The sequence below is a fragment of the Brevibacterium linens ATCC 9172 genome, from assembly GCF_900169165.1.
GTDB classification, from domain to species: Bacteria; Actinomycetota; Actinomycetes; order Actinomycetales; family Brevibacteriaceae; genus Brevibacterium; species Brevibacterium linens.
Genome location: NZ_FXYY01000009.1, coordinates 52,790 through 70,230 on the forward strand (window position 1 = coordinate 52,790; position 17,441 = coordinate 70,230).

Below are 17,441 nucleotides of genomic sequence, written 5' to 3' on the forward strand. Positions count from 1 at the left end.
CATGGCCACGAAGAAGAACGCCGTCGAACAGCCGACGACGATGAGCGAACTCAAAGCGACTCTGTGGAAGGCGGCCGACCGCCTGCGGGGCTCGCTGAGCGCGAGTCAGTACAAGGACGTGATTCTCGGTCTCGTCTTCCTCAAATACGTCTCGGACGCATTCGAGGAGGAACAGTCGGTGCTGCGGTCCGACTATGAAGAGCAAGGCATCGACGAGGAAGACATCGCCGAGCTGCTCCAGGACCCGGATACCTATGTCGGCGAGGGCATCTTCCTCGTTCCCTCTGCCGCGCGGTGGGATTTCCTGGCTGAGAATGCCAAAGGCCAGGCGCCCTCAGGGGCCGAAGCCGGCAGGACCATCGGTGCTCTCATCGATGAGGCGATGGATCAGCTGATGAAGGCCAACCCGTCCCTGCGGGGAACCTTGCCGCGCCTGTACAACAAGGACAATCTCGATCAGCGTCGTCTGGGTGAGCTCGTCGATCTCTTCAGCAGCACGCGCTTCTCCCGGCAGGGAGAGTTCCGGGCACGTGACCTCATGGGGGAGGTCTATGAGTATTTCCTCGGCGAGTTCGCCCGTGCGGAGGGCAAGCGGGGCGGCGAGTTCTTCACCCCGCGACCGGTGGTGCGCACGATGGTCGAGATCCTCGAACCGTTCAAGGGGCGGGTCTACGATCCGTGCTGCGGTTCCGGCGGCATGTTCGTCCAGTCGGAGAAGTTCATCGAAGACCATAACGGCGATCCACGAGACATCGCGGTCTACGGTCAGGAATCCATCGAGGAGACCTGGCGGATGGCGAAGATGAACCTCGCGATCAACGGGATCGAGGTCCAAGGTCTCGGTGAGAAGTGGGGAGACACCTTCGCCCGCGACATCCACGCGGATACCCCAATGGACTATGTCCTGGCCAACCCGCCGTTCAACCTCAAAGTGTGGGCACGCAGCGAGGAGGACCCGCGGTGGACTTTCGGTGTCCCGCCGGAGAAGAACGCGAACTACGGTTGGATCCAACACATCCTGTCCAAGCTCACCGACAAGGGCAAGGCCGGCGTGGTCATGGCAAACGGGTCGATGTCGTCGAACACCGGTGGTGAGGGCGATATCCGTGCTCGGATCGTCGAGGCCGACCTGGTCTCGTGCATGCTCGCGCTGCCGACTCAGCTGTTCCGCTCGACCGGTATTCCTGTGTGCGTGTGGTTCTTCGCGAAGAAGAAGGGAGCCCGGGCCGGCGAAGTCCTCTTCATCGATGCGCGCGAAATGGGGCACATGATCTCCCGTGCCGAGCGTTCGCTGTCCGATGAAGACATCGCCGAGATCGCGGGTACGTTCCATGCGTGGATCGGATCTGAATCCGCCGAGGCGGCCGGACGAGAGTACGAAGACGTGCCGGGATTCTGTCGTACAGTGCCGCTGGCCGAGATCAAGGAGGCCGGCTACGCGCTGACCCCGGGCCGTTATGTCGGGTCGGCGCCCGAGCCAGAGGATTTGGAGCCGATCGACGAGAAGATCGCGAGGCTCAAGGGGGAGCTGATCGAGGCCTTCGATGAGTCGGCCAGGTTGGAAACGGTCGTCCGCGAGCAGCTGGAGCGTCTGGGATGAGTTGGCTAACTCGAAACTTATCGGAGCTTGTGACCCTTCAGCGTGGACACGATTTGCCGGAAAGCCATCGTGCGGCCGATGGGCAAATTCCCGTAGTTGGTTCGTCCGGGATTACAGGCGTTCATGATGTTGCTCGATACCCAGGGCCTGGCGTGGCTATTGGCCGAAGTGGAGCATCAATCGGCGTAGCCACCTACGTTAAAGAACCGTATTGGCCGCTGAACACCTGCCTGTTCGTCACCGATTTCAAGGGCAACGACCCACGGTGGGTGTACTGGATGTTGAAGGGAATCGATTTCGTCGGTTTCAACTCCGGAAGTGCCCAGCCGTCATTGAACCGCAACTACTTGGCCGGGATACCTGTCTACGTTCCACCACGTGACGTGCAGGCGGCGATCGCTGAGGTCCTCGGCGCCCTCGACGACAAAATCGCCGCCAATGAGCGACTGTCCGGTGCGGTGCAAGATCTGTTGCAAGAACGCTTCGCATTACTGAGGCTGGATGGCTTCACGGGGGACGGCTCGTTCTTGACCGTCAGCGACCTATTCGACGTGAATCCTCGAACCTCTCAAAAACTGGCTGGTCAGGCTCCATATCTTGGCATGAAGGACCTTCCTGACTCTTCCATGACTGTGGGCTCGTGGTCCACTCGCGAAGCAAAGAGCGGTGCACGGTTCATTAACGGCGATGTGCTGCTTGCGCGCATTACTCCTTGCTTGGAGAACGGCAAAGCTGGCTACGTAGATTTCCTCGAGAATACGGAAGTCGGTGTTGGTTCGACTGAGTTCATCGTCTTCCGTGCTAGGTCGCCATTGCTTTCAGCTGTCCCGTTCTTTTTGACGAAGAGTGAGCGCTTTCGCGATTTTGCGATCAAGCACATGCAGGGGACCAGTGGTCGGCAGAGGCTTGCGGCTGCAGACGTTGCGGATTACCGGCTGGCCAAGGTGGACGACGAGAGTCTAAATCGCTTCGGAGAGCTGTCATTGAGCTTGCTTAAGCGTGTAAAGACGGCTGTGTCTGAGTCTCGGGCTCTCGCTCGCACTCGCGACGAACTTCTCCCGCTGCTGATGAACGGAAAGATCACGGTCAAGGATGCGGAGGCGGTAGTGAGCGACGCGGTCTGAGCCAGTCGAACCTGCATTCGTCTGAACAGCCGGCTTCGGAGCCGGGAGCGCCCACTTGGACAGCTACTTCGACAACTCTTTCACTGAATTGAAAAGGTGGTAAGGTTTCTGAAAAGGAGGGAGGTCGGTGAAAAGGTGCAAGACGCTGAACTGACTGCAGCCGTGCATCGCCTCCGGACGCTTGGGGTGGAGCCAGCCGATGTCGAGGTCAAGGCCTCGGTCGGAAAGCTTCCGAAGACGGTTCCGGAGACCTTGAGCGCTTTTGCCAACGGTCAGGGCGGAACTGTCTTACTCGGCATCGACGAATCGGCCGACTTCACCGCAGCTGACGGCTTCGACGCCGCTGCGATACGTGATGCTCTCGCCGGTGCGTGCGCTGACAAACTGACACCTCCGATTCGAGATGAAGTCGAAGTCCTCGAATTCGAGGGCTCCGCCATTGTCCGCATTGTTGTTTCCGAAGCACTGCCCAAGGACAAACCCTGCCACCTCACAGACCGTGGCGCGCACCAGGGCTCTTTCATCCGCAGCGGGGACGGTGATCGGAAGCTGACCGGCTATGAGGTCACCCAGCTGCTCACGAATACGATTCAGCAGACTCACGACCGCGAACAAGTCGCGGAGGCAAGCAGAGAGCACCTTGATGACGAGCTCTGCACCGAACTCGTCAAGAGGGCCACAGAGCGCACTCCGCGCGCGTTCAAAGGCCAGAACGAGGACGAAGTGCTGACAGGACTGGGGGTTCTCACGACCGCCGGCGGAGAGACTCGCCCCACCTTGGCAGGACTGCTGACCGTCGGAAAATACCCTCAGCAGTTCTTCCCTCAGTTGTTCATCTCGTTCGTAGTCTTTCCTGGACGTGATCGAGCGAGCCTGGGGCCGTCCGGGGAACGCTTCTACGACAACCTCAGCCTGGACGGTCCGATTCCCGATCAGCTTGACGCGGCTATAGACGCAATGCGCAAACACATGAGCCGAGCCGCGATCATTCACGGAATCGGACGCGAAGACCGCTATGACTACCCGATCGAAGCTCTGCGTGAGGTCTTCGCCAATGCCCTGCTTCATCGCGACTACAGTCCGGAATCCCGGGGGACCCAGATTCAGATCGAACTGTTCCCGGATCGACTGGAAGTGCGGAGTCCCGGAGGACTGTACGGGGAAGTGGCGGCAGAATCGCTGGGCACTGACGAAGGTGGCTCGACCTCCCGAAATGCCACTTTGGCGAAGCTCCTCTCCGATATGCCTGTGATCGGGGAGAAGGAGACCATCGTTGAAAACCGCGGAACCGGTCTGGTCAGAGTGGCAGCGGCACTCAGAGCGGTCGGAATGTCTCCGCCCGAGTTCGACGTTTCACCAGGACACCTCACAGTGACGATGCAGAGGACGGCACTGTTGTCGACACAGACAATGGACCGGATCAACCGACTGGGTCTTGCCGGGCTGTCGGACACTCATCATCTGGCGATCGCGATGATGATCAATGCCGGACGAACAAACGTCGCCATGCTCAAAGGCTGGAGCGTGCCCGGTGACGAAGCCCGAGCCGTCCTCAAAGACCTTGTTGATCGACGAATAGCCGAAATCAAGGGCGGCAGACGATACGCCAGCTACCACCTTGTGCCCGGCGAACCGACGATGGCTGCTGCGATACCTTCACAAATGCAGTCTCGTCAGCCCGGGATCGATGGGCAACTCGATGCCGTGGTTCAGGCTCTTGGTGCAGGCCATGCGCTGACAAGTGAGATCGCATCGCAATTGGGCTTGAGTCACACCACTGTGTGGCGTCGGCTGAGAACCCTGATGGAACGAGGGATCGTCGAACGGGTCGGCACGCAGTCGAGTTCCAAACAGAGTTATCGCCTCATCGCCAGAAACGAGGAAGTATGATCCCCGAATCCGAATGGGAGACCTTTCACATCGACCGCCTCGTCGAGAACGGGTGGGAGCACGTACCGGGCCCGGAGGTCATACCCGGGCAGACCGATGGGCGGACGGAATGGGACGGCCTCGTCCTCAAGACTCGGGCAGCTCAGGCCCTGCGCACGCTCAACCCGGGCGTTCCTCCGCGGTACCTCGACGAAGCGCTGGGAGAGATCCTCGCGGCCGCCTCGGCGGATCCGATTGCGGAGAACTTCAGGTTCCACGGATACCTGACCCATGGCTATCGCGGCATCTCCTACATCGATGCCGACGGAACCGAACAGAACCCGACGATCCGCCTCTTCAGCCACCGTCCCGAGGACAACTCCTACCTGGCGATCAACCAGGTGACGATCCGCAACCGTGAGATCGAACGACGCTTCGACATCGTTCTCTACGTCAACGGGTTCCCGCTGGTGATCATGGAGATCAAACGGGCCGGCGACGCGAACACAGGCGAACGAGAGGCCTACGCGCAACTGCAGACGTACCTGCGGGAATTCCCCGACGCTTTCTCCTGCTGCGCCCTCACCGTCGTCAGCGACGGAGTGAACGCGAAATATGGGACCCCATTCACCCCCTTCAACCACTACTCACCATGGAATGTCGACGACGACGGCGCGGTGGTTGCACTCGGCCGCGACCACACGGATACGGGAGCGAGCCTCGGCAGCGAAGTGCTCATCGACGGGGTGTTCAATCAGGAGCGATTCGGACAGATCATCCGCAACTTCGTGGCCTTCGACGAAGGCGCGGACGGTCTGGCCAAACGGGTCGCCAAACCGCACCAGTACTTCGCGGTCACCAAGGCGGTCGGCACTACCGTCGAGGCGGTGCGCAGCGACGGTCGTGCGGGGGTCGTGTGGCATACGCAGGGATCGGGCAAGTCCATGGAGATGGAACTGTACGCCCATCTCGTCGCGATCCGACCCGAACTGAAGAATCCGACGATCGTCGTCGTCACGGACCGAACCGAACTCGACTCCCAGCTGTTCGAAACCTTCGACCGCTCCCAACTTCTAGCCGAAAATCCGGTCAAGATCTCCTCCCGGCGGGAACTCCGGGAGGCGCTGACCCATAAGGCCACGGGTGGGATCTATTTCAGCACGCTGCAGAAGTTCGGTCGCACCGACAGCGAACGCGCCGACGGGCTCGACCACCCGGAACTGAGCAATCGCCGGAACATCATCGTCATTGTCGATGAAGCACATCGGTCCCACTATGACGAGCTCGACGGCTTCGCCCGACACATTCGCGACGCCCTGCCCAGAGCCTCATTCATCGCATTCACCGGCACCCCGATCTCCTTCGCCGACCGCAACACCCAAGAGGTGTTCGGCGATGTCATCGACACCTATGACCTCTCCCGGGCCGTCAGCGACGGCGCCACGGTCCCGGTCGTCTACGAGCCGCGCCTGATCGAGATGGGACTGGGGCAAGAGGTCTCCGAAGACGACCTCAACACCTCGGCCGACGAGGCGACCGCGGGCCTCGACGATGTCGAACGCACCCGCGTGGAGCAGTCGGTCGCCGTGATCAACTCCGTCTACGGCAACCACGAACGGCTGCAGCTGCTGGCCGCCGATATCGTCGAGCACTGGGAACAGCGTTCGGAATCGATGCGGCCATTCATCGCCGCACCCGGCAAGGCGATGATCGTCTGCGCCACGCGTGAGATCTGCGCCCGACTCTATGAAGAGATCATCGAATTGCGCCCGGACTGGCACAGCGACGACGTCGACGCCGGCAGGATCAAGGTCGTCTACTCATCGAATTCGTCGGATTCCGGACTCATCGCGAAGCATCGCCGGCGGCAGGGGCAGAACAAGACGATTCAGAAGCGCATCAAAGACGTCGACGACGAACTCGAACTCGTCATCGTCAAGGACATGATGCTCACCGGCTTCGACGCCCCACAGCTGCACACGCTGTATCTGGACAGGCCTCTGAAGAACGCGCTGCTCATGCAGACCCTGGCGAGAGTGAATCGCACCTATCGGGGCAAAACCGACGGACTCATGGTCGCCTATGCTCCGATCGCGAACAACCTGCGCAACGCGCTGGCCGAATACACGGCGCGTGATCAGGAAACCGAACCGATGGGGCGCAAATTCGACGATGCTGTGCGAGTTGTTCACGAGTTTCTTGATGCTTTGGACACTTTGTGCGCCGGATACGACTGGCGGGCGAAACTCGACGGACAGCCCGGCAGTCACATCAAGGCTGCACTGGGCCTGACGAACTATCTGCGCGATCCCGCGCATGCGGATGTGACGCTGGCACAACACCCTCGAGGGCTCGACGACGGCACCGAGAACTCTTCGGGCACGAATGCACCTGAGGGGTCGGGACTGGCTGAGAACTATCGGCGCCTGTCCGGAAGTCTGGCACGAGCGTGGGCACTGGCCCGCGGCGCCGACGAACTCAAAGACAGGCGAGCGGACGCGCAGTTCTACGAAGAGGTGCGCGTGTGGATGGCGAAGTTCGACGCGCAGGAGCGGCAGGCCTCGGGGCGCCCGGTATCCGAGGACGTCGAGCTGATGCTCGCGGGCCTGCTGGAGGAGTCGACCCATGCTGGGGAGATCGTTGACATCTATGAGGCCGCTGGGCTCTCGAAACCGTCGCTGCAGGACTTGACCCCGGATCTCACCCACCAAGCCCAGAAGTCTCCGACTCCCCACCTGGCCATCGAAGCACTCAGGGATGTCCTCACCGACCGGGCGACGCAGCTGACGAAGAGCAACCTCGTGCGGCAGAAGGCATTTGCCGAGCGGATCCGAGAGCTGATGAACAGGTATACGAATCAGCAGTTGACCTCGGCCGAGGTGATCGCAGAGCTCGTGGAGCTCGCGCGCGAGGTGGCCGACGAAGGCAACCGTGGTCAGCAGTTCGATCCGCCTCTGGATTGGAAGGAGCTGGCCTTCTATGATGCGGTGGCGGAGAACGAATCCGCAGTGCAGAGCCAGGGCGCGGACACATTGGCGCAGATCGCCCGGGAACTCGTGGGAATTATGCAGCGTGATGTCAAGACCGACTGGACTGTGCGCGACGACGTTCGTGCCAAGCTGCGGACATCGGTGAAGCTGCTGCTCATCCGGCACAAGTACCCGCCGGATCGGCGCAAAGAGGCGATCCAGCTCGTCATCGATCAGATGGAGGAGCTGGCGAAGGTGCAGGCGGCATGATCGCGATCGAACAAGATCACCCACCGCGCTGATGTGCTTTGACCCGATAGTCGACGCCGCGAACCCGCCGGGTGTGGCCCCGGACGTCGTGTCGTTTGGACTCCGAATGAGGGGAGTTTCCGCGAACCCTCGAGTGGACACCGATGTCAGCCATCGAGCTTGCCGTTTTGATTCGGTAGACGGAAGAGATCGCAAAGTGAGCTGACGAAACTGTGAATGCAAGACTTAGGTCTTCAGCGGAATGGGACTTCTTGAGCTTGCGATTGGCGTTGAAGATATAGAGAAGGATCAGGCCGACGCTCTGTTTCGGGCCGTCGGGGATAGGGGTCTGAGAACGAATCAGTGAACGTTGGAAGTTGATGCGATCGACAATCGCGGAACCGAGCCAAAGGTCCGCGACCAGCCCCTTCTCCTGCACGCGGATTCTGATGCTATCGACGACTGTCGAGGTGCTGACGCGAACCCGCTCTGGGAACCTGATGATCCATCGTTGGTGAACGCTCAGCGCTTCGGCAAGAAAATAGGTGTCAGCCGAGATGACACGCCAACTGCCTGTCTCCACGCGGTGTTTGATGTTCGCGAAGATCGAATCGTCGAATACAACCAGCGCTCCGCCCGATTCTCGGGCCGCTGGGGCAGGCGGTGGAGATTCCGGCTCTTGCCTTCGGGCTGGAACAGCCGTGCTCATCACTGTCTTCTCGGTGGTGAGGCGGTTGTTCTTCTTCCTCTTCGGCGAAGAGCGTTCGTCGATCCGCGGAAGGTTGAGGGCCTTAATCTGATCCGGAGAATACAAAGACTGCCCTCGTCCCTTTGACGCCGCGTACGGCAGCCCCTCAAGCCACTGCGACGTTTCCTTCCATCCGACACCTCTGAGTACGGCAAGCTGAAAAGGTCGGGCCTGCTTGGTCAAGCGAGCTTTTCGGACAAGCGCCTTCTGAGCATCCACGCGACGCTCACCAGGCGTGCATACCTTTGCTTGCCGCATCACCGCCTGAACCTGAGGGATCGCGAGGCTGTTGAAACCAAGAAGTCGTCTCGCGACGAAGTCGACTTGGTCGGGCCACGGAGACTCTCGAGCGTAAAGGGTCAGCCCCTTAAGTACGACTTTCTTAGCTTCAGGCGATTTCAGCTCCTCGGCTTCTTTCAGGGTTCGAAAGAACTGATCGTGGTGGAGCGCATATGCCACGAGGCGTGGCAAGCGGTCGACCAGATCAGCTCGGTGCCGAATGTCCGCAGCCATTCTCTTGACCTGAGGGCGGAAGAGACCTCGGTGCTCAAGGAACGTAGTCACGCTGGCAAAGAGATGCTGGTGATTTCCCTCGCGTTTGATCTTTCGCGGCAACCATGCCCCCCTTGCTCTGGAGTCAACCAACCATTCGAACTACCGATGTAACATATTCTGCTTCTTTTGGTGGAGGTGCACAAAGCATCGCTCTGTTCGGCTCAAGCTTTGAGACCCGAAGGTTCTGCGGAGAGAAAACTTAGCCAGGCGAGGCAACTAGGGCGTGTCTCCTATTTCCTCGGGATCTGTTTGCGAGACTTACATGATGGCTGGTTTTCATCACATCGAAGTCTGGGTCGCCGATATCGAGGAGGCTTCCGTTGAGTGGGGATGGCTACTGAGCCGCCTCGGGTTCACACTCACAAGCACCTGGACGCAGGGACAAACGTGGACAGGAGGTGGCGCGTACCTGACGTTGACAACGTCACCGAACACGACTGCAGAGACCCATGATCGGAGACGACCAGGGGTGAATCATCTCGCGTTCAAAGCCGGTAGTCCCGCCAGCGTCGATACGATCATGACAGACGCCGCAGAACACGGGTGGAGGCCCCTCTATCACGACCGATACCCCCACGCGGGCGGACCGGACCATTACGCCGGTTGGTTAGAGAACTCTGCAGGCTTCAAAGCTGAAGTCGTCGCAGAACTGTCTGCTGTTAACGCAGCCACGTCAGGATAGCGCTGATCACGACCGCTGCTCGATAGACGATCGCGAGTTTGTCATACCTGGTGGCCAGTCCTCTCCACTGCTTGGCATAGGCGAATGATCGCTCGACGACATTGCGATTCCGATAGGCAACGGCATTGAATGCTGGTCGACGTCCACCACAAGTCCCACGGTTTCTCCTGGCAGTGATTTGGGTGCTCTTCTCCGGGATCACCGCCTTGACCCTACGGGTCCGCAGATACTCTCGATTGGCTCTGGACCCATAAGCACGGTCAGCCAGAACCGAGTTCGGACGGGTCCGTGCACGGCCAGGACCGACTCGGGGAACTCGGATATCTGCCAACACTTCAGGCATTATCGCTCCGTCATGGCGCTGGCCGCCGGTGATCACGATCGCCAACGGTCGACCTTTACCGTCGACGGCGTGATGGATCTTCGTCGTCAGCCCGCCACGAGACCGTCCGATGCCATGCCCGGCTGGCTCAGTCTCCTGATCGGTCAGATTCTTGTAATTCGAGGTAGCCCCCTGTGTCTTGGTCAGGGCGGGACGTGTTCGTTGCGTGCTGGTGGGCACGATTGATCGTGCCATCGACGGAGACGTTCCAATCGATGTCGCCGGCAGCGTCGGCATCAGCGAGAATCTGGGCGAGGACGCGGTCCCAGGTGCCGTCGGAGGCGTAGCGGCGGTGTCGTTTCCACACTGTTTGCCAGGGGCCGAAGTGTTCTCGTGGAAGGTCGCGCCAGGCGATGCCGGCCCGGTATCGGTAGGCGATGCCCTCGACGATCCGACGGTTGTTTTCGAAGGGTCGAGCTCTTTTGCCCTCGTTGGAAGGTAGGAGTGGTTCGATGCGTGACCATTGTTCATCGGTGAATACGTGGTGTCTTTGATCTGTTGTCACACATTCACCGTGTCAGTGATGAAATCGTCAATAAAGGAGACACGCCCTAGATGCGGCGAACGTAGCCGTGAATTTCGCTCCATGAGCTCGTATTCGCCCGCGAGCTCACCGGTGGGCGATCAGGGACGACCACCTCGGCGATGTCGAAACAACATTCGCCGAGGCGGCCCTTCGCCCCGCTCGGATCTCACCTGCGCGGCAGATTCCACCTCGGCTGGGGCTGCTGCGGTTTCTGATGCTGATTCATGAAACCGCGTTCGGCCTGCAGATGGCCTTTGTCATGGCTCTTCGCCTTCGGACCTGTGCCCGGGATGGGTGCCTGCAGCTTCTCGGTCGCCGGTTGGGCGCCGACGATGGGCACCTCCCCGGTGATCAACGGTGTCTGCGGGGCCGCCTCGGTGATGGGGTTCTTCTTTCCTTTGTTGTTTCGCATGGTCGATCCCTTCTTCGCATTCGTCTGATCTGATTCGCCGGCCAGTTCGGTGAACAGTCCGGTCCACTGGTCGGGGGTGAGGTCTTTGGGCAAGGTGTCTCCTCTGATGTCGTTGCGGTCCATGGTCGATTGCAGGCTGCGGTGATCGGTGATGCTCATCTTCGAGAGGATTCCTTTCATTCCTCGCCCGCGACCGGTGAAGACCGCACGGACGAATTGCTGATAATCGGATCGAGCCTTGGCCGGTATCGATCCGGTGGGACAGCGATCGATGGTGAGGATGCCGCCATCGACGCTGGGCTTCGGGGTGAACGCATCGGCGGGGACGCGTGTGACGAGGCGGAAGTCGAACCACGGAGCCCATTGCGCGGTCATCATGGTCGATCCGCCGATTCCTGCGCGTTTGCGGGCGACCTCCCACTGCGTGAGCAGGATGGCCCGCTGCCAGCGTCCGGAGCGCAGCAGCCTGCGGAGGATGGCAGTGGTGAGGTGGAACGGCAGATTGCCGACGATGACCGGCCGGTCGAGCCGAGTGGTCAGGATGTCGGCGTGCCGGACCTCGGCCCGCGGGTACGTGTCTTCAAGGTGATCCAACCTCGTTTCGTCGAGTTCGATGAGCGTGAGCTCTCGCCCGAGCCGGTAGAGCTCGGCGGTGACTGCCCCATCACCCGGACCGATCTCCATGATCGGTCCGGAGGTGGAACGAGCCAGGCCCGCAATCGTTGAGATGGTGGTGGATGAGCGCAGAAAGTTCTGGCCGAGTTCATGCCGTCCGCCGTGCTGTGACCGCGGGGCCGAGTGCGAATGGGACTGTCTGCGTGTCGAATGGTGTCGTGGTGTGCGGGATCGCAATGGGATGTGCTCCAAGAATCAGATGGAGGCACCCGAGGCAGCGCAATGGTGGTGAGTCAGATCGATCCGGAATGACCTGGTCGATCACTGATGATCGCAGTGGTCAGGGGATCGGAATGGGATCAGCCGATTGCCGCATCGCCCGGATGCCGAGGGCTCTCCGGGAGGACAACGCGCTTGCAGAGGTGATCAGGGTGACCGTCGTCGGTCAGCCGATCGCAGAAGAATCCGTCCGGCGCGCTGTCAGGCGCTGCGGAGACGAATGAAGAAGCAAGGCGCAGTCATTGCGCTGCTGTTCAATGTTCCCATGCCGAACAAGATAGCACAGGGAGTTTTGCCGAGACCATGGTTCGGACGAAAAACGCCCCGCCGATTTCGCGTGGAAGCCGGCGGGGCGAGGAGCGGATCCGTTCGACATGATGTCTCGAACGCGGTCCGGCGGACGCGTGCGAGCGTTCGTGTCAGTGGGTCAGCCCATCATGGTGCGCAGGGTGATGACGCCGATCGAACCGATGGCCGCGGCGGCCGGAAGGGTGATGATCCATGCCAGCGCGATCGGCTTCATGAGCTTCCAGTTCGCCGAACGGTTGACCAGACCGACGCCGATGATCGCACCGATGAGGATATGCGTCGACGACACCGGCAGACCACTCACCGAGGCGGCCATGACGATTCCCGCGGCAGCGAGCTCCGCGGCGAATCCGGAGGCCGGGTGGATCTCGGTGAGTTTCGTGCCGACGGTGGCGATGACCTTGCGGCCGATGAACCAGAGACCGACGATGAGTGCGATGCCGCAGGTGAGCATGGCCGCGAACGGCACGGTCGTCTCGCCGCTGATGCTGTCGGTGCGGAGCACATCGAGGACGGCGGCGAAGGGGCCGACGGCGTTGGCGATGTCATTCGACCCGTGGCTGAAGGCGAATGCGGAGGCGGTGAACACCTGCATCCAGGAGAACAGGATGTAGGTGGCACGGGGAACCGTCTGCTTGCGCAGGGTCTTGGCGAAGACGAACACGGCCAGCCACACGGCCGCGCCGATCATCGCCATGATGAGCAGGCCGCCGACTGTGGTCACGCTCATGTCGAGGTTCTTCAGACCCTTGAACAGCAGCATCGCAGTGATGATGACCGCGCCGGCGGCGGCGATGAGGGGAACCCACCGCTGCAGAGCCGAATGGGTGCCGATCGATCCTTCGCCGGTGGGGGCATCCTCGGTGGCGGTGTCGATCTGTGCGTCGACGGATCCCTCAGCTGCGGAGACCGGGGCGAGCATGTGCGGCTTGAGCGTGTGCGACAGTGTCGTGCCGAGCACGTACTTCTTGATCAGCCCGTAGATGACGAACGCGGCGAGTCCGCCGAGGGCGGGGGAGAGCACCCAGGAGATCGCGATCTGACCGACCTCGGACCACTGCACCATGGCGAGTCCGCCGGTGCCGGTGACGAAGCCGATCGTCAGAGATGCGCCGATGATGCCGCCGATGATCGAGTGCGTCGTCGACACCGGCCAGCCCATCCGAGTCGCCACGAGCAGCCACACCGCGGCGCCGAGGAGGGCCGCCATCATGATGAAGGCGAAGTCCATCGGATTGATCGCCACCCCGCTGAGGTCGACGATGCCGCTCTTGACCGTGTCAGTGACATTCCCGCCGGCCAGCAGGGCGCCGCTGACCTCGAAGATCGCGGCCACGAGCAGTGCCTGCTTCATCGTCAGGGTGCCGGCGCCGACGGAGGTGCCGAAGGCGTTGGCGACATCGTTGCCGCCGATGTTGAACGCCATGAAGGCGCCGAAGATGACCGTGGTGACGAGCACCATGCGGGGAGCGTCCCGGCCCACGAAGTCGAAGGACCACAGGGTGAAGGCGATGAGGGTGATCGCCAGCAGCCCACCGAAGGCCAGATGCCAGAGGCGGTCGTTGCTGCGGCCGACGGCCGGCGGCGGAGTGTGGCGCTCCGGGGCCAGAACCTGGGTCATTCGTTCTCCTAGCGGGATTCAGTCGATGAGGCAGTGTCTGTCTGCCTCCATGATTCGCAGGTCGAATGACCGCCAGGTTACGGCGAAAGTGAACGGACGGTGAACACCGCGTCCGAGAGTCACGAAGTGCTCATGCACAGTCGGTAGGTTTTGCCGTGTGTTCACGTGATGTTCCAGGTCAGGTGCTATATCGGCGGGCCCTGTCGGAAGGTGGCACAGGGGTGTGCCGGGGACCAAGATTCGCTGTGTGACAATGACCACTGTAGCCCGAAACGCGGGTAAGACCGAGCCCGGATCCGCATCTGCGCGGACCCGGGCTCAAATGAAGTGGGAGAAGCTCGCCGAGGCGGCCGGAGTCAGTCGATGATCTCCCCGCGGATGACATCACCGCCGTCGTCGTCGGGACGGTTGCGGTGAGGGTCGGATTTCATCTGCCTGTCGACCTTGCGCAGGCGACGGCCGAGAGCGATGAGGGCGATGCCGACGAGGATGATGAACCCGGCGAGGGTGAAGATCAGCGCGGTCACTCCGGCGCCCGGTGCGAAGAGGAAGAAGCCGCCGAGGATGATGCCGAGGACGCCGATGACGGTGAGCGCCCACCAGGTCCTGACGCCCATCCGACGGATGAAGAAGGACATCGTGAGGGCGAGGAAGCTGAAGAAGATGATTGCGAATCCAGTCAGCACGGTGACCATGGAGGCGAACAGCATCGGGGTGAAGAAGATGAGCGCGGCGAGGAGGATGAGTAGGACCGCGCGTGTGACCATGCTGCCGGTGCGGCCTCCCGGCGGTGCGAAGACGAGGGAGGAGATGGCGATGACGGCGAGCCAGCAGGCGAAGATCCGCACGACCACCTCGGCGGAGGTGCCTGGCCAGACCATCATCAGCGCACCCATCACGAGGGCGATGACGCCGTTGACGATGACTGTTCTTCCAGTGCGCTTGAGGTCCATGCGCACAGCCTAGTCCTCGGGTTTGGACAGACGCTGAAGACGGCAGGCGAGGTCGGCGGGCAGGTTCAGGCGTGCCCGAAGTGCTCCTCCTGGTCGGCAGTGTCGGACCGTGCGGCCGAATCCGAGGTGGTCCGCTCCTGCTCCGGCATGTCCGAGGTGACGCGTTCCTGCTCGGGCATCAGCCCGGTGAGTTTGAGCGATTCGGACATGGCCTGGACGATGGCCTCGAGGTCGGCGGGGACGTTTGACTTCGTGTCCGATTCGGACTGGTCGGCCGCCTCGGCGGGGGTGTCCGTGGTGGGTGTGACTCCTGCTTCCGTGGTCGACTTCGCTCCCGCCTCGGTGGTGGGAGGAGCGGCCGGAGTGTGGGCCATGGCCTCGGACGCCTGGGCGAGCTTGTTCGATGCCTGCAGCTCGCCGTCGGCGATGATGACGCGGGAGCGACGTTCGCGTTCGGCTTCGGCCTGGCGCGACATCGAGCGTTTCATCGTCTCCGGCAGGGCAACGTCCTTGATCTCGACGCGGTCGATGTGGACGCCCCAGTCGACGGCGGGGCTGTCGATCATGCTCGCCAGACCCTGATTGAGGCGTTCGCGGTTGGTGAGCAGATCGTCGAGTTCGCTCTGGCCGATGATCGAACGCAGCGAGGTCTGGGCGACCTGACCGACGGCGAGCTGATAGTCCTCGACGTCGATGACTGCCTTGCACGGGTCGACGACCTTGAAATAGGTGACGGCGTCGACGCGGACGGTGACGTTGTCGCGGGTGATGCCCTCCTGCGCGGGGATCGGCATGGTCACGATCTGGAGGTTGACCTTCTCGAGTTTGTCGACGAAGGGGACGATCGCAGTCATCCCGGGCGGACGGGGCTCGGAATTGACTCTGCCGAGGCGGAAGACCACCCCGCGCTCATACTGCTTGACGATCTTCAGGCTGTTTCCCAGCGTGATTGCTCCGAGTGCGACAACTGCGGCGAGGATACTGAGCGCCAACATGTCGAATCGCCTCCTTTGACGATTGACTGTCCACCCCATTTTACGCCTGCGCGGCGTGGAAAGACCGGGCTCGGAGGGAACGCGGAGGCGGGGTGCTCAGGCCTCGCGGGCGAGCAGTCGTTTGCCGGCCGGGTAGGCCTCCAGCGCCTGGGGGAGGCTGACGCGTCGGCCGGAGGCGAAGGTCGCGAGCACGTGTCCGGTGTCCGAACGCTCCTCGCCGATTCCGGCGGGTTCGAGGCCGATGCGACGCAGCGTCTGTTTGGCCACCGGCATGGGGGAGTCGAAGACGGTCAGCGCTCCGGCGCGAGCGGCCATGATCCGGTCGGCGACGAGTCCGTAGTGGGTGCAGCCGAGCACCACGGTCTCCATTCCCGGTCCCATCTGGGTGAAGGCATCCTCGATGGCGGTGTCGATCTTGTTCAGATCGGCGGCGTTGATGGCCTCGGCCAAGCCGGGGCAGGCGACCTTGGCCACGTGCAGGTCGGCGGCGAAGGAGTCGATGAGGTTCTGCTGATACTCGCTGCCCGTGGTTGCTGGGGTCGCCCAGATCGCGAAGTCCTGCCCGGTGCCGGCGGCCATCTTCACCGCAGGGACGGTGCCGATGACGGGGATGGTCGGTTCGTAGCGGGCACGGACGGCTTCGAGGGCCTGCACCGAGGCGGTGTTGCAGGCGATGACGATGGCGTCGGGTTCCCATTCGGCGAGCACCCCGGCCGACTGCAGGGCCCGCTGTTCGAGGGTGTCGGTGCTCAGGCTGCCGTAGGGGGTGAAGTCCGGGTCCATCGCGAGGACGAGATCTGCGTCGGGAGCGAGGTTGAACAGTGCGTCGGCGGTGCCGAGGAGTCCGAGTCCGGAATCGAGCAGGCCGATGCGCGTCATGAAGTCCCCTTCAGGTCGGATGTCGTCGGAACGTCGGTCTTGGCTTCGCTGGTCTTCGAATCGCCGGCGTTCGGGCCGCCGGGCTTGGTGTCGCCGGTCTTCGGAACGCCAGTCCTCGGGTAGGCGAACTCCCGGATCTCCTTGAGATGGGCCTTCGTCAGGCCGTGGGAGAAGTCCGGGGCGATGAGTTTGAGGCGGTTGGACGAGTAGTTCTCGAGGAAGTACTTGCGGGTGGCAGGCCACGCCAGGTCGTCATCGATCCAGATCGCGCGCCCGTGTTCGTGCGTGGCCAGCCAGTCCTCCATGGCACGAGCTTTCCACCACTGCTGCGGATCGTGAGCGAAGCGATTGTGGGTCTTATCGGGCATTTCGATGACGTCGAAGGAATTGCGCAGACCGAACTTCGGTTCGAGTTCGGACTTGCACCGCTGCGACCAGGTCGACAGCCAGACGACATCGACCTCGTGGGTCTCGACGATGCGGTCGAAGAATTCGACGACGGACGGCCGGTAATGGAGTTCGTAGTGCCACGCGTGCAGCTTCTTCCGCCCCTCGGCCATGCCGCGCAGCTTTGGCACAGGATAGGAATTGAGGACGCCATCGACATCGAGGAAGACAGTGACATGGCGAGCCTGCCTGCGCGCCGATACCGGCGCCGAGGATGCTGCAGCCAT

The 17,441-nt window shown here is 61.8% G+C and carries 12 protein-coding genes and 1 pseudogene; 5 read left to right on the forward strand and 8 right to left on the reverse strand.

What is annotated here, in order from left to right:
• Window position 1: 1 nt before the first annotated feature.
• The 4 genes from BLIN9172_RS08950 (at window position 2) to BLIN9172_RS08965 (ending at window position 7,832) form a co-directional block, all read left to right on the forward strand.
• The gene (locus BLIN9172_RS08950) at window positions 2-1,600 is read left to right on the forward strand and encodes a class I SAM-dependent DNA methyltransferase (protein WP_101554759.1); all 1,599 of its coding nucleotides are present in this window, start codon (window positions 2-4) and stop codon (window positions 1,598-1,600) included.
• Complete coding sequence (locus BLIN9172_RS08955; RefSeq protein WP_101554760.1) at window positions 1,597-2,724, forward strand: restriction endonuclease subunit S; 1,128 nt, start codon at window positions 1,597-1,599, stop codon at window positions 2,722-2,724. The genes BLIN9172_RS08950 and BLIN9172_RS08955 overlap by 4 nt, the downstream gene beginning before the upstream one ends.
• 96 nt (window positions 2,725-2,820) lie before the next feature.
• Window positions 2,821-4,614, forward strand: coding sequence for an ATP-binding protein (locus BLIN9172_RS08960; protein ID WP_205751036.1), 1,794 nt, complete (start codon window positions 2,821-2,823; stop codon window positions 4,612-4,614).
• Window positions 4,611-7,832 carry a type I restriction endonuclease subunit R gene (locus BLIN9172_RS08965; protein ID WP_101554761.1) on the forward strand — a complete coding sequence of 1,074 codons (3,222 nt, stop codon included), beginning with the start codon at window positions 4,611-4,613 and terminating at the stop codon, window positions 7,830-7,832. The genes BLIN9172_RS08960 and BLIN9172_RS08965 overlap by 4 nt, the downstream gene beginning before the upstream one ends.
• 16 nt (window positions 7,833-7,848) lie before the next feature.
• On the opposite strand, the gene BLIN9172_RS17900 is transcribed toward BLIN9172_RS08965, so the two are convergent.
• Window positions 7,849-9,072, reverse strand: coding sequence for a hypothetical protein (locus BLIN9172_RS17900; RefSeq protein WP_145997943.1), 1,224 nt, complete (start codon window positions 9,070-9,072; stop codon window positions 7,849-7,851).
• A gap of 307 nt (window positions 9,073-9,379) precedes the next feature.
• Between BLIN9172_RS17900 and BLIN9172_RS08980 the strand changes: the two genes are divergently transcribed.
• Window positions 9,380-9,796 (forward strand): VOC family protein, encoded by a 417-nt coding sequence (locus BLIN9172_RS08980; RefSeq protein WP_101554829.1) that lies wholly within the window; start codon window positions 9,380-9,382, stop codon window positions 9,794-9,796.
• Here the strand turns inward: BLIN9172_RS08980 and BLIN9172_RS08985 are convergent.
• From BLIN9172_RS08985 to BLIN9172_RS09020, 7 genes and pseudogenes are all read right to left on the reverse strand, one after another.
• Window positions 9,774-10,683 (reverse strand): IS5 family transposase gene (locus tag BLIN9172_RS08985; protein WP_205751037.1). Its coding sequence is split into 2 segments (ribosomal slippage): window positions 9,774-10,310 and window positions 10,312-10,683, totalling 909 coding nucleotides; the frame shifts between segments, so codons are not numbered across the junction. The genes BLIN9172_RS08980 and BLIN9172_RS08985 overlap by 23 nt on opposite strands.
• Window positions 10,684-11,167: 484 nt before the next feature.
• A pseudogene (gene erm / locus BLIN9172_RS08990) lies at window positions 11,168-11,968 on the reverse strand (23S ribosomal RNA methyltransferase Erm); the annotation flags it as partial.
• A 469-nt stretch (window positions 11,969-12,437) separates the two neighbouring features.
• Window positions 12,438-13,940: an inorganic phosphate transporter gene (locus tag BLIN9172_RS09000; protein WP_101554766.1), complete on the reverse strand. Its 1,503-nt coding sequence runs from the start codon at window positions 13,938-13,940 to the stop codon at window positions 12,438-12,440.
• A 356-nt stretch (window positions 13,941-14,296) separates the two neighbouring features.
• Window positions 14,297-14,893: an HdeD family acid-resistance protein gene (locus BLIN9172_RS09005; RefSeq protein WP_101554767.1), complete on the reverse strand. Its 597-nt coding sequence runs from the start codon at window positions 14,891-14,893 to the stop codon at window positions 14,297-14,299.
• Window positions 14,894-14,958: 65 nt separating this feature from the next.
• Window positions 14,959-15,888 carry a slipin family protein gene (locus BLIN9172_RS09010; protein ID WP_101554768.1) on the reverse strand — a complete coding sequence of 310 codons (930 nt, stop codon included), beginning with the start codon at window positions 15,886-15,888 and terminating at the stop codon, window positions 14,959-14,961.
• 96 nt (window positions 15,889-15,984) lie between these two features.
• A complete protein-coding gene (locus BLIN9172_RS09015) occupies window positions 15,985-16,767 on the reverse strand; it encodes a glutamate racemase (RefSeq protein WP_101554769.1) in 783 nt (260 codons plus the stop codon).
• On the reverse strand, window positions 16,764-17,441 hold the full coding sequence (locus BLIN9172_RS09020) for an HAD domain-containing protein (RefSeq protein ID WP_170286873.1): 678 nt from the start codon (window positions 17,439-17,441) through the stop codon (window positions 16,764-16,766). Before BLIN9172_RS09020 ends, BLIN9172_RS09015 begins: the two co-directional genes overlap by 4 nt.

Bases quoted from the DNA above. Each gene is read 5' to 3' on its own strand.
- BLIN9172_RS08950 (WP_101554759.1), top strand. From the start codon at position 2: ATGGCCACGAAGAAGAACGCCGTCGAACAGCCGACGACGATGAGCGAA.
- BLIN9172_RS08955 (WP_101554760.1), top strand. From the start codon at position 1,597: ATGAGTTGGCTAACTCGAAACTTATCGGAGCTTGTGACCCTTCAGCGT.
- BLIN9172_RS08965 (WP_101554761.1), top strand. From the start codon at position 4,611: ATGATCCCCGAATCCGAATGGGAGACCTTTCACATCGACCGCCTCGTC.
- BLIN9172_RS17900 (WP_145997943.1), bottom strand. From the start codon at position 9,072: ATGGCTGCGGACATTCGGCACCGAGCTGATCTGGTCGACCGCTTGCCA.
- BLIN9172_RS08980 (WP_101554829.1), top strand. From the start codon at position 9,380: ATGGCTGGTTTTCATCACATCGAAGTCTGGGTCGCCGATATCGAGGAG.
- BLIN9172_RS09000 (WP_101554766.1), bottom strand. From the start codon at position 13,940: ATGACCCAGGTTCTGGCCCCGGAGCGCCACACTCCGCCGCCGGCCGTC.
- BLIN9172_RS09005 (WP_101554767.1), bottom strand. From the start codon at position 14,893: ATGGACCTCAAGCGCACTGGAAGAACAGTCATCGTCAACGGCGTCATC.
- BLIN9172_RS09010 (WP_101554768.1), bottom strand. From the start codon at position 15,888: ATGTTGGCGCTCAGTATCCTCGCCGCAGTTGTCGCACTCGGAGCAATC.
- BLIN9172_RS09015 (WP_101554769.1), bottom strand. From the start codon at position 16,767: ATGACGCGCATCGGCCTGCTCGATTCCGGACTCGGACTCCTCGGCACC.
- BLIN9172_RS09020 (WP_170286873.1), bottom strand. From the start codon at position 17,441: ATGGCTGCAGCATCCTCGGCGCCGGTATCGGCGCGCAGGCAGGCTCGC.